The organism is Microbacterium sp. Z6_144, assembly GCF_057197625.1.
The window spans coordinates 1,265,231-1,276,463 of record NZ_JBXVPT010000001.1; the positions used below are offsets into that span (position 1 = coordinate 1,265,231).

Annotated in this window: 14 protein-coding genes; 6 read left to right on the plus strand and 8 right to left on the minus strand. The window is 70.2% G+C overall.

Annotated elements, in window-relative coordinates:
- Positions 1–121: 121 nt before the first annotated feature.
- The 5 genes from AC2DGY_RS06195 to AC2DGY_RS06215 form a co-directional block, all read right to left on the minus strand.
- A complete protein-coding gene (locus AC2DGY_RS06195) occupies positions 122–421 on the minus strand; it encodes a hypothetical protein (RefSeq protein WP_484508824.1) in 300 nt (99 codons plus the stop codon).
- A gap of 84 nt (positions 422–505) precedes the next feature.
- Positions 506–1,864 carry an APC family permease gene (locus tag AC2DGY_RS06200; protein ID WP_484508825.1) on the minus strand — a complete coding sequence of 453 codons (1,359 nt, stop codon included), beginning with the start codon at positions 1,862–1,864 and terminating at the stop codon, positions 506–508.
- Positions 1,865–1,966: 102 nt separating this feature from the next.
- Positions 1,967–2,635 carry a DUF4166 domain-containing protein gene (locus tag AC2DGY_RS06205; RefSeq protein ID WP_484508826.1) on the minus strand — a complete coding sequence of 223 codons (669 nt, stop codon included), beginning with the start codon at positions 2,633–2,635 and terminating at the stop codon, positions 1,967–1,969.
- Positions 2,632–3,258: an SRPBCC family protein gene (locus AC2DGY_RS06210; protein ID WP_484508827.1), complete on the minus strand. Its 627-nt coding sequence runs from the start codon at positions 3,256–3,258 to the stop codon at positions 2,632–2,634. Before AC2DGY_RS06210 ends, AC2DGY_RS06205 begins: the two co-directional genes overlap by 4 nt.
- Before the next feature lie 50 nt (positions 3,259–3,308).
- Positions 3,309–3,527 carry a hypothetical protein gene (locus tag AC2DGY_RS06215; protein WP_484508828.1) on the minus strand — a complete coding sequence of 73 codons (219 nt, stop codon included), beginning with the start codon at positions 3,525–3,527 and terminating at the stop codon, positions 3,309–3,311.
- 147 nt (positions 3,528–3,674) lie between these two features.
- On the opposite strand from AC2DGY_RS06215, the gene AC2DGY_RS06220 reads away from it, so the two are divergent.
- The 5 genes from AC2DGY_RS06220 to AC2DGY_RS06240 all read left to right on the plus strand — a co-directional run bounded on the left by AC2DGY_RS06220 (position 3,675) and on the right by AC2DGY_RS06240 (position 6,404).
- Positions 3,675–3,821, plus strand: coding sequence for a hypothetical protein (locus tag AC2DGY_RS06220; RefSeq protein WP_484508829.1), 147 nt, complete (start codon positions 3,675–3,677; stop codon positions 3,819–3,821).
- Positions 3,822–3,957: 136 nt separating this feature from the next.
- A complete protein-coding gene (locus tag AC2DGY_RS06225; protein WP_484508830.1) occupies positions 3,958–4,659 on the plus strand; it encodes a hypothetical protein in 702 nt (233 codons plus the stop codon).
- Between the two features lie 41 nt (positions 4,660–4,700).
- Positions 4,701–5,099 carry a VOC family protein gene (locus tag AC2DGY_RS06230; RefSeq protein WP_484508831.1) on the plus strand — a complete coding sequence of 133 codons (399 nt, stop codon included), beginning with the start codon at positions 4,701–4,703 and terminating at the stop codon, positions 5,097–5,099.
- Positions 5,100–5,296: 197 nt separating this feature from the next.
- A complete protein-coding gene (locus AC2DGY_RS06235) occupies positions 5,297–5,575 on the plus strand; it encodes a GlsB/YeaQ/YmgE family stress response membrane protein (RefSeq protein ID WP_484508832.1) in 279 nt (92 codons plus the stop codon).
- A gap of 85 nt (positions 5,576–5,660) precedes the next feature.
- Entirely contained in the window at positions 5,661–6,404 is a 744-nt protein-coding gene (locus AC2DGY_RS06240; RefSeq protein WP_484508833.1) for a formylglycine-generating enzyme family protein, read from the plus strand.
- 20 nt (positions 6,405–6,424) lie between these two features.
- On the opposite strand, the gene AC2DGY_RS06245 is transcribed toward AC2DGY_RS06240, so the two are convergent.
- A complete protein-coding gene (locus AC2DGY_RS06245) occupies positions 6,425–6,925 on the minus strand; it encodes a GNAT family N-acetyltransferase (protein WP_484508834.1) in 501 nt (166 codons plus the stop codon).
- 119 nt (positions 6,926–7,044) lie between these two features.
- On the opposite strand from AC2DGY_RS06245, the gene AC2DGY_RS06250 reads away from it, so the two are divergent.
- Positions 7,045–7,875: a DNA-formamidopyrimidine glycosylase family protein gene (locus tag AC2DGY_RS06250; protein WP_484508835.1), complete on the plus strand. Its 831-nt coding sequence runs from the start codon at positions 7,045–7,047 to the stop codon at positions 7,873–7,875.
- Between the two features lie 4 nt (positions 7,876–7,879).
- Here AC2DGY_RS06250 and AC2DGY_RS06255 read toward each other — a convergent pair whose 3' ends face one another.
- Positions 7,880–9,529, minus strand: a complete 1,650-nt coding sequence (locus tag AC2DGY_RS06255; protein ID WP_484508836.1) for an FAD-dependent oxidoreductase — start codon at positions 9,527–9,529, stop codon at positions 7,880–7,882.
- A gap of 64 nt (positions 9,530–9,593) precedes the next feature.
- A complete protein-coding gene (locus AC2DGY_RS06260; RefSeq protein ID WP_484508837.1) occupies positions 9,594–11,087 on the minus strand; it encodes a DHA2 family efflux MFS transporter permease subunit in 1,494 nt (497 codons plus the stop codon).
- Positions 11,088–11,233: the final 146 nt, after the last annotated feature.

An 11,233-nucleotide genomic window follows, 5' to 3' on the forward strand; every position in this document is an offset into this window, starting at 1 on the left:
GTGGGAGCCGCGAAAGTCCGCTTGGGAAGCGTAAACCGCTCCCGGCACCGTGGCGACCAGACGCGTCGCCCCGGGGCGCGCGAGCGTCCGCCTCCCCGTCCCGGCGGAAGCGCCCGACCGGCTACGCGTCCCCGCGGAGGCGCCCTCGGAGGAACGGGAGCGCGGGGGCCCGGTAGACGAGCGACGGCGCGTCATCCGGTTCGAGGGCGGCCTCGGCCCGGCCGAAACGCCATAGGCGCGTGAAGAGGAACACCGCGATCACCGCCGTCTCCTCGGCCGGGAGCTGCCACGTGCCGGGACCCCACTGTGCGGGCTGGCCTCGCCCCTGGATGACGACGGTCGGCCTGATGCCCGCGTAGAGCGCGAACCAGGGCTTGTGCAGCGTCAGCTGGACACGGCGGGTCCCGATGTCGGCTCTCATGCGGTCATCGGCTCTGCGCCGTGGGGCGGCGGGATGACGGGCATGGGACTCCTCTGCATCGGCGGGTGCGCACACCGACGCTACCTAACCCTCGCGCCGATTCCGCTCCTCCTCGCGCCTCTCTCCACGCTTGCGCCCATGGCGGGCGATGAAGAACAGCACCGATCCGACGGCGATGTAGCCGAGGGATGCGAGCCACACGATCCCGCTCTGCTGCGTCAGCAGCACGATGCTCGCGATGATCGCGAGCACCGGGACGATCTTCGGGACGGTGAAGTGCGCGTGGTCGACCTTGTCCTTCTTCAGGACGAGCACGCTCACGTTCGCGGCGAGGAAGACCAGCAGCAGCAACAGCACCGTGGTCTCGGCCAGCGTAGCCACATCCCCCACCGCGCTCAGGGCGATGGTGGCTCCCGCGACCACCAGGATCGAGACCCACGGCGTACGCCGGTGGGGCAGGACGCGCGCGAACGCCCGGGGAAGCAGGTTCGCTTCGGCCAGGCCGTAGCCGACGCGGCTGGCCATCACCATGAACAACAGTGCGCCGTTCGCGATGGCCACGAGGGCGATGAGACCGAAGAGCCACGGCGGGATTCCGACGCCGCTGGCGGCCACCACGTCCAGCAGCGGTCCGGTGGATTCGGCGAGCTCGGCGGGGGGCATGACGATCACCGCGCCGACCGCGATGAGGAGGTACACGACGGCTGCCGTGATGATCGCGCCGAAGAGGGCTCGGGGGTAGGCCCGCGATGGGTTCTTCACCTCTTCGGCCATGTTCGCGGCGGCTTCGAATCCGAGGAACGAGAAGAAGGCGACGATGGATGCGGCGAATGCCCCCTCCAGCGGAGGCACGTCGGGGGCGAATTCGAAGATGCGCGCCGGCTCTCCCCGCCCGGCGCCCCACGCGATCGCCGCGACCACGATCACGATGACGAGGCCGGTCACCTCGATGACCGAGGCGACGAGGTTGGCGCCCAGCGATTCGCGCACCCCGCGCAGGTTGATCAGGGTCAACAGGATGATGAAGGCGATCGCCACGGGAACGGACGGCACCTCGATGAGGGCTTGGAGGTAGTCGCCAGCGAAGGCGTTGGCGAGAGCTGCGGCTGTCGTGATGCCCGACGCCATCATGAGGAATCCGACCAGGAACGACAGATACGGCGCGTGGAAGGCGCGGTCCACGTAACGGGCGGCTCCGCCGGCATGGGGGTACTTGGTGATGAGCTCCGCGTAGGTTCCCGCGGTCAGCAACGCCACGACGAGGGCGATGAGCAGCGGCAGCCAGATGACGCCACCCACATCGGCGGCCATCGTGCCCACCAGCGTGTAGATGCCGGCTCCGAGCGTGTCTCCCACGATGAACGCGAACAGCAGGGGAGCCCCGACGGCGCGCTTGAGACCGTGCTTGGCTTCCGGGGCGCTCGCGGCGGTGTCCTTGGTCATCGGACCACTCCAACGTCCCGTCACGTGTCTGCACAATCCCCCTCGACGTTCCAGGGGCGTGCTCTATGCTGTCGGCCGCACTCCGCGGGGAAGAGGCGCTGTCTACGTGCGCGCTTCGTGCCGTCGGGGTTTCAGCCGGGCCGGGGCGTCGGTCGCGCTCGTCCACTCGCACTCGAAGGCTCCGCGGTAGCCGAAGAGGAACCCGAGCCGATCGTTGTGCACCTCGAGGTCGATGTGGAACCGGCCGTCCTCGTCGTCGAAGTACTCGTGCAGGGTCGCGCGCCCACTCAGGAACATGGGGAAGCGGAATGCGATCGGCCCTTCATAGAACCGCTGCGCGTCCGAGGTGAGGACGAGCCCGCCGCGCTCGTCGACCCGCAGGTCGAGGTCGACGGCGAGATGCTGGTGGGTGCCGAGGTAGTCGACCACCCGGCCGCGATGGAGGATCATCGTGGCGTCGAACCGGCGCACATGCCGCCCGATCGTGTATTCCCGCACGAAGGTGACGGTCTCGCGTCCGAGCGGATCCACGTACGGGTAGTTGTGGATGACGAAGGGCACGTCGGCGCCGACATCCGGAATCAGGATGTTGCGGAGTCGGCCGATCTGCAGGAAGGGCACCGTCCACCACGGGCCGCGGCGGATCCGGCTCATGACGCCTCGGCCGATGCAGGCCTCGCGGGCATCCACCCCCACCCCGAAACGGCGCTGGAGCATCGGATGCAGGCGGTCGAAGTCGTCACCGAGGACACGCGCGAAGATCGACGTCATCGCGTCCGCTCGGGGGAGGGGAGGGTCGCGAGGGTGGCCGGGGCGTGAGCGAGCTGGTCGGTTCGGCGCGATCCCCCCTCGGGCGAGCGCCGGCACCGGGCCGCACGAGGGCGATCGCGTCGCCACCACCACAGCACGCTGCGCAGCGGCCAGTTCTCCGGTGGCGTGCCGGTTTCGACCCAGAGGCGCAGGCGATCGAAGCTCCACGCCGTCGCCCATCCCACCAGCGGTCGCACAGCGATGTCGAGCGGTCCCCATCCGGGCGCGTAGTCGAATCCGGTGACGAAGCGCACGCCCTCAGGCGTGGGGATGTAGCGCCAGTATCCCCGCCCGGAGCGGAGGGGGGACAGGCGATCCGTCGTGGCGAACCGCAGCGCCGAGGTGCGGGTGCCATCCGGCCGCGACGCCTCGCCGAGGCTGATCCCCACGCCGCGCACGAGGTGGATCGGGGTGCGCCGCTCATACGTGAAGCGCGTCGCGCCCGCCTCTGTCGCGCCGGTCGGGGCGATCCGCGAGAACCGCACGTCCCACCGCACGTGGTCCACCGGATCCTGGGTCCGCCGCCAGAGCGTGTCGAGGTCGCCGCGGATGACGGCCTCCACATAGATGCCCCGCCGCGTCACCCCTCGAGACTAGGGCGGCCACCCGCATCCGCGGCGCAGCCGAGCGCGCGTCAGGTGGAGACGTCGGTCTCGATCTCTTCCGCGAGGTCCTCGATCACTTCGGGGCGCAGGTGCACCCCCGCTTCCTCCAGGCGGTCCTCGAGGACGTGACTGACATCCTCCTCCACCTGCCCGTGACGGATGTCGTCTCGTATCTCGTCGGCGACGTGCTCGACGACCTCGGTCTCATCGGTCGGGCGAGGCTCGTTGGCGTGTGCATCGGATGTCATGGATCGATGCTGCGGCACGACGGTCCCGCGCAAACGCCCCTTGACCTCGGGCACGATGTCCGCTCGTCCGAGCGGCGGTCGGCACACCCGCGCACGTGTAGCCTCAGGCCTACAGGGTCATCGCGACTCTCGAAGGAGCGAGACCTCATGGGTGAGAAGTCCACGCGTAAAGAAGGCGGCAAGACCGCACCGGCGAAGACGCTGAAGGAAAAGCGCGTCGCGAAGGCGGACAAGCGGGCGGCGAACGGCCGCGCCGCCGACACCGACGCGATCACCAACATCAAGAAGCGCTAGGTCGGCGAGGGGCGTCGCCGAGGACGCTGCTCGCGCTCGGTCGGCCTTTCTCCCTTCGGGGCCGGGAGGCTACGCCGGTTTCGCGCGCAGGACAACCCGGCGCCCGACATGCGCGCGAGCGCCTACCTTCACCGACATGAGTGGAGACACCCCCGAGCGCCGAGAGTCCGCGCGCCCGTACGATGCCCAGCCGACCGACGCCGGCGTTTCGCGCGCCGACGCCTCCCACACCGTCGACTCGAACACCGCCGTATCGGATGACCAGGCACGCGCGGTCCATCACGACGCGCTTGCGCGGGAGAAGGAACGCTTCGGCGGTTTCAAGTTCGGGTCGGCCTTCTTCGGGTGGCTCACGGCCATGGGCACGGCGGTGCTCCTGACGGCCCTGGTGGCCGCCATCGGTGCAGCGGTCGGGCTCAACGCGGAGGGATCGGTGGAGGAGGCTGCCGACGCCGCGGCGGACAACCCCGGCGGGGCCGGCATCGTCAGCGCCATCGTGATCGGGCTGGTCCTGTTCATCGCCTACTTCGCGGGCGGCTACGTCGCCGGCCGGATGGCGCGGTTCAGCGGCGCTAAGCAGGGCCTCGCCGTGTGGATCTGGGCGATCGTCATCGCCATCATCGTGGCCGTCGTGACCGCGATTGCCGGCAGCCAGTGGGACATCCTGGGCAACCTGAACGGCTTCCCCCGCATCCCCGTCACCCCCGAGACGGCCACCACGACCGGGATCCTCGCCGCCGTGGGAGCCGCGATCGTCACCCTCGCGGGAGCGATCCTGGGAGGAATGGCCGGCATGCGCTACCACCGCAAGGTCGACCGCGTCGGACTCGCCCGCTAGCCGGGTCCGCCGCCGCTTGCTCGAGGCGCTAGCGTGGCGGGATGACGGCGCCGGCCCCGTACCTGTACTTCCCGGGAGCGGCCTCGGAGGCTCTGCGGTTCTACCGCGATGTCTTCGGTGGCGAGCTCACCCTCCACACGTTCGCCGAGTTCGCGCGGAGTGACGGGCCCAGTGACGCGATCGCCCACGGCATCCTGCGCGGCCCCGTGGATCTCTTCGGTGCGGATGCGGCGGGCCAGGAGCGTCCGCTCTCGGTGGAGGGCCTGCTGCTGTCGCTCCTCGGCGCCGCCACCCCCGAGGTGCTCCGGCAGTGGTTCGCCGCGCTCTCGGAGGGCGGCACGGTGATCGATCCGCTCCAGGAGCGCCCCTGGGGCGCCTCGGACGGCACGGTGCGTGACCGGTACGGAGTCACGTGGCTGGTCGGATACGAGCACAACTGAAGGAGCCCGGGCACACCGCGCCCAGGGGCGCCCAGCCGGCAACCGCTGCGACGGGGAGGAGCCATTAGCGCATCGTTCCTTCCACGTCCAGGGGCGAGCGCGGATGTGAAGCCAGGTTTCAGGGTTCTGTTAGCCTGTTCCGCGTCCCATTGGAGCGCCGCGCACCTGCCCGGCGCTCACCCGACAAAGGAGAGATCATGCTCTGGACCATCCTCGGCCTCATTGTGGTCGGCCTCATCGCCGGCTTCATCGCCCGCGCTGTCATCCCCGGGAAGCAGAGCATGAGCATTCTCATGACCATCGTTCTCGGCATCGTCGGCTCGTTCGTGGGAGGGTTCCTCGGATTCCTCATCTTCGGAAGCGACCCGAACGGCGGCTTCCTGCAGGCCGCCGGAATCATCGGCTCCATCCTCGGCGCGATCATCGTGCTGGGCATCTACGTCGCCGTCTCCCGCCGCGGAGCGCGCAACCGCTGATGCCGTAACCGGATCGGCCGGAGGCCGCACGAGGAATCGACCTCGTGCGGCCTCCGCCGTTTCCGCGGCGTGCGAGACTTCCTCGGTGGCAGATCTGGAAATGGCGCGCATCCCTGCCGGTAGCGTGCAGCTGCACGACGCGCGCCGACGTCTACGGCGCACCGTGGAGCTCGAACCGTTCGAGATCGGTGTGTTCCCCGTCACGCAGGAGCAGCTGGGCGAGGCGATCGGCGTGCCGTCTCCGCATCCCCGCCGCCCGGCGGTGGAGGTGAGCTGGCTGCGCGCCATCCGGTTCTGCAACGCCCTTTCGGAGTGGGAGGGGTGGGATCCGGCGTACACCTTCGACGGCGAAGAGGTCACGTGGCACGTGGACGCCGACGGCTACCGCCTCCCGACCGAGGCCGAGTGGGAGTTCGCGTGCCGCGCCGGCTCCACGGCGCCGCACTACGGCCCACTGGCCGAGATCGCATGGACGAGCGGGGACGGCGTGACGGCGCCGCAGGACGTGGGACTGAAGCTACCGAACCTGAACGGGCTGTTCGACACCCTCGGCAACGTGTGGGAGTGGTGCTGGGATCTCCTCGACCCCGCCCGCTACGACGATTACCGCGTGTTCCGGGGCGGCGGGTTCGCCGACGACGCCTGGAGCGTGCGCGCGGGCACGCGCCGCGGGGGGCCGCCGCGCTCCACGCACGACGACGTCGGGTTCCGTGTCGCCCGCGGCGGCTTCGACCAGAGCGCCGAGGCTCAGGGATGGTCGGCCCGCGTCGACCGCGAGCGCGCCGACATCGACACCCCCCTCCCGCCTGGGTGGACGCCGAGGCGCTGACGGGTACGCGCGAGCGGCGGTCAGCGTGCGGCGAGGGCGGCGAGCGTGTCGCCGGTGACCCGCTGCGTCGTCCACTCCTCCATCGGCTGTGCGCCGAGGGCTCGGTAGAACGCGATCGACGGGGCGTTCCAATCCAGCACGGTCCACTCCAGACGGGAATAGCCGCGTTCGAGGCACAGCGCCGCGAGGGCGGACAGCAGCGCCGTGCCGTATCCGCCGCCGCGCCTGTCGGTGTCGACGTACAGATCCTCGAGCCAGATTCCGTGCCGCCCCGTCCAGGTCGAGTACGTGAGGAACCACACCGCGATCCCGACGATGTCGCCCTCACGCTCCACGACGTGCGCGAAGACGCGCGGATCGGCACCGAACAGCGCCTCGCGGAGCGCCTCGACGGAGTTTTCCACCGCATCCGGCTCGCGCTCGTACACCGCCAGCGCAACGATGCACGAGAGGATGCCGGACTCGTCGCCCGGCTCCGCGGGCCTCAGGACCGCACCGTCGGGCAGGACTCGCGCGCTCATGCGCCCAGCCTACGGACCGGCCGGTGCGCCCCGAGCGGGTGAGGAGAAGGCGCCGCGCGGCCTCCACCCTCTAGCGGCCGATGCGCCCTACGATCGGAGCAACACCGGGGGAGGATCACGTGCCCGAATCGCCCGAGGTCGACGCGCTCACCGGGTTTCTGCGCGGCACCCTGACCGGTGCGGTGGTCGGAGACACGGATGTGGCCGAGTTCCGCGCGCTGAAGACGCGCGCGCGAGGGCTGGGCGAGCTGACCGGGCGCACGGTCGAGGATGTCCGCCGCTTCGGCAAGCACGTCGCACTCCTCACCGACGGCCCCGACCTCGTCATCAGCTTCGGACGCGCGGGATGGGCGACGTGGCGCCGCGAAGGGGACGATGCCCCCGAGGGAGCCGCACCGGTCATCGTGACGATCGGGTTCCCGGGTCGCGGTGAGCTCGCACTGACGGATGCGGGCGACTGGCTGTCGCTCGGCGTCTCCGTCGTCGATGACCCGGGTGAGGTCTCGGCGGTCGCCAAGCTCGGTCCCGACCCGTCGGCCGACCAGTGGTCGCCGGCGGAGCTGGAGCGGGCGCTGGGTACGCGTCGCAAGCAGCTGAAGGCTCTGCTGCAGGAGCAGGAGTCTCTCGCCGGGATCGGCAACGCCTACTCCGACGAGATCCTCCACGCGGCGCGGCTGTCACCGCTCGTGCACGCGGCAGACCTCACGTCCGACGAACGCGCACGGCTCTACGACGCCATCCGTTCGGTCCTCGGTGGCGCCTTCGCCGCCCGCCGCGGCGTTCCGCTGGACCGGCAGAAGGCCGAGAAGGTGGCGTCGATGCGGGTCCACGGGCGGACGGGCCAGGCTTGTCCCGTCTGCGGTGGCGAGGTGCAGGACGTCCCCGGCAGCAAGGGCGCCGCGCAGTACTGCCCGACGTGCCAGACCGGCGGCGTACCGCTTCCCGCGTGAGGGCTCAGCCCGCCAGCGCCTGGTGCACCGAGGCCACGGCGCTGGACCCTTCACCCACGGCAGCGGCCACGCGCTTCATCGATCCGCGACGCACGTCTCCCGCGGCGAACACCCGCGGGATCGACGTCTCGAACGGCAGCGGCTCCCGCCCGAGGCGCGACCAGTTGACGCCGAGACGCTCCGCCGGGATGTCGATACCGGTGCGGAGGAATCCGTCCGCATCGCGATCGAGCTCGGAGAGCCATCCGGTGGCCGGGTCGGCCCCGATGAAGCAGAACAGGCCTCGCGCGTCGACGTCGCCGACCGCGTCGATCCGCACCCGCTGGAGCGACCCGTCCCCCTCCAGAGCCGTGATGTTCGCCCCGGTGAGAACCTCCACGGACGAATCCTCGTGCAGCCGGTCGATGAGATACGCCGACATGCGGCGCTCCAGGTCGTTGCCGCGCACGACGAGGCGGACGGGGGAGCCGTGGGCCGAGAGGTACAGGGCCGCCTGCCCCGCCGAGTTGGCGCCGCCCACGACGACCACGGGAGAGTCGACGACGTGGCGGAGCTCGAACTGGGTCGCGGCATAGTAGATACCGGCGCCTTCGAACTCCGCCCAGCGCTCCAGCGGCAGACGCCGGTAGGAGGCCCCCGAGGTCACGATGGCGGTGCGGGTGTGGATGATGCGCCCGTCGGTGAGGGTGACTTCCAGGCCGTCGTCCGTCGAGCGCAGCTGGGCCGCCTCGCACGGCGCGTAGACGCGCACGCCGAACTTCAGCGCCTGCAGCGACGCCTGCCCGATCAGGTCGCTCCCGCTGACGCCGAAGGGGAATCCGAGGAAGTTCTCGATGCGCGACGTGGCGGCGGCCTGCCCGCCGGGGGCCACCGCATCCAGCAGGACCGTGCTCAGCCCCTCCGAGGCGCCGTAGATCGCCGCCGCCAGACCTGCCGGTCCGCCGCCGACCACGACGAGGTCGACGACCTCATCGGCGTCGCCCTGATAGCTCAGCCCCAGGCGCTCGGCGACGATCCCCGGAGTGGCACGCAGGATCGGCTCGCCCTGGATGAAGGCGATCGGAAGGTCTTCCGCGGGCACGTTGTGGTGCTCGAGGGTGTACGAGTCGCCCGGCTGCACCTCGTGCGCGGTGTGGACGAGATCGAGCCGCTCGGCGAAGCGGCGCAGGGACTGGAAGTTCTTCGTCGATGGTGCACCGACGAACTTCAGCGTCAGTGCGGCCGGACCGCGGCGCAGCGACTCACGGCGCAGCCACAGGGTGCGCAGCAGGAGGTCGCACAGATCGTCGTCCTCGCTCATGAGCTTGCGAAGCGACGCGCGCGTCACCCGATGGATGCGGCCGGGGCGGGTCACCCGCAGCGAGAGGAAGGCTCCCTGCTCGTTGAGGAGACCCAGCTCGCCGGCGAACGTGCGCGGACCCATGGTCGCGATGACGGTCTCCGGTAGCCACCACAGCGAGTCGCGCACGAGCTCAACCTCGGCCGTGTCGACGAGGATCAGGTCGTACTCGCGGTCGCCGGAGCGGAAGAGATAATCTCCGGCCTGCACCTCGTCGGGCGTGCCGAAGGGGAGGATGCGCTCCCACTGCTGGTCGCTCAAGGGTGCGGAGATCGCGCGTTCCTGGGCGTGTTCGAAGGCTTCAGTCTTTCCCACGGGGACAGGTTATTCCTTCCCACCCCGGGCAGGGGCGGAAAATCTCAGGTGGTTTGGTCCGAGGTCAGTGCATGACCGGGGCGCCCGCGGGGGCGTCGGCGGGCTTGCGGATGAGGAAAGCGCCCACGATCGTCGGAAGCGACAGCAGTGCCGCGATCAGGTACGCCGCCTGCGTGCCGGAGGCGTCGGCGGTGCCATCGGTGCTGTGGGCGGCGCTGACGGAGGACATCACGGTGATGAGCAGGGCGATGCCGGCTGCGCCCGCGACCTGTTGCACCGTGCCGACGATCGCCGAACCGTGCGAGTAGAACCGCGGCTCCAACGACGCCAGCGACGCGGTGAACAGCGGCGTGAACGACATCGCGAGCCCCAGCGACAGCACCGTCTGCACGGCCACGATCAGCCAGATCGCGGTCGTGGCGTGGACCGTGGTGTAGACCCACAGCATCGCGCTCGTGACGAAGGCGCCGGGGATGAGCAGCACGCGCGTGCCCCAGCGGTCGTAGATGCGCCCGATGGCCGGGCCGGCGAAGCCCATCGCGAGGGAGCCCGGGAGGATGATGAGGCCCGTGTCCAGCGGCGACAGGCCGCGGACGTCCTGAAGGTACAGCGGCAGGAGCGTGATCGCGCCGAAGAACGCCATCGCCATGATGCCGAGCTGCGCGACCGAGAGGGAGAAGTTGGCCGAGCGGAACACGCGCAGATCCAGCAGCGCCGAGTCGGAGCGCTGCTTGACCAGCTGACGCCACACGAACAGCGCGAGACCGATCGCCCCGACGGTGAGCGAGACCACGAGCGTCGTGTTCGACATCGCGTCGGCCGCCGCCGCGTCCGCACCACCGTGGCCGCCGCCGCCGATCTGACTCAGGCCGAACACCACGCCGCCGAATCCGAAGGCCGACAGCACGACGGACAGCACGTCGATGGGCGCGTCCCTGCGCGGCTCGCCCAGGTTGGTGATCCACCGCGCTCCGACGAAGAGGGCGACGAGGGCGATCGGGAGCACGATGCCGAAGGTCCAGTGCCAGCCCAGCGAGTCGAGGATGAGGCCCGACATGGTCGGGCCGATGGCCGGGGCGAGCGCCATGACGATGCTCACGCGCCCCATCATGCGGCCACGCTGGTGCGGCGGGACGATCGTCATGAGCGTGGTCATCAGCAGCGGCATCATGATCGCCGTGCCGGAGGCCTGGATGACGCGGGCCGCGATGAGCGTGGGGAAGCCGGGGGAGAGGAACGCCGCGAGCGTGCCGAGGGAGAACAGGGTCATCGCGGCGATGAAGACCTGACGCGTCGTGAACTTCTGCAGCAGGAATCCGGTGATCGGGATGACCACGGCCATCGTGAGCATGAACGCCGTGGTGAGCCACTGCGCGGCGACGGCGGTGATGTCCAGATCGACCATGAGCCGGGGGATGGCCACGCCCATGGTGGTTTCGTTGAGGATCGCGACGAAGGCGGCCACCAGCAGCAGCCAGATGACGCGGCTCTCCTGGGGACTGAGGTCGCGCTGCGCGGAAGCGGCGACGGTTGTGCTGTCGGTCTGGGCGGCGGCCACGGGTGCTCCTCGGTGTTTCTGGGGATGCCAGGTCGCCACCAGCAGTCGGTGGCAAGCCCACACGACAACGGTGGGCTCCGGCGCGGTATTCCCGATTCGTGCCGGAATGCGTCGCGCGCAAGAGACCGTGGCCCCGCCTCCACCCT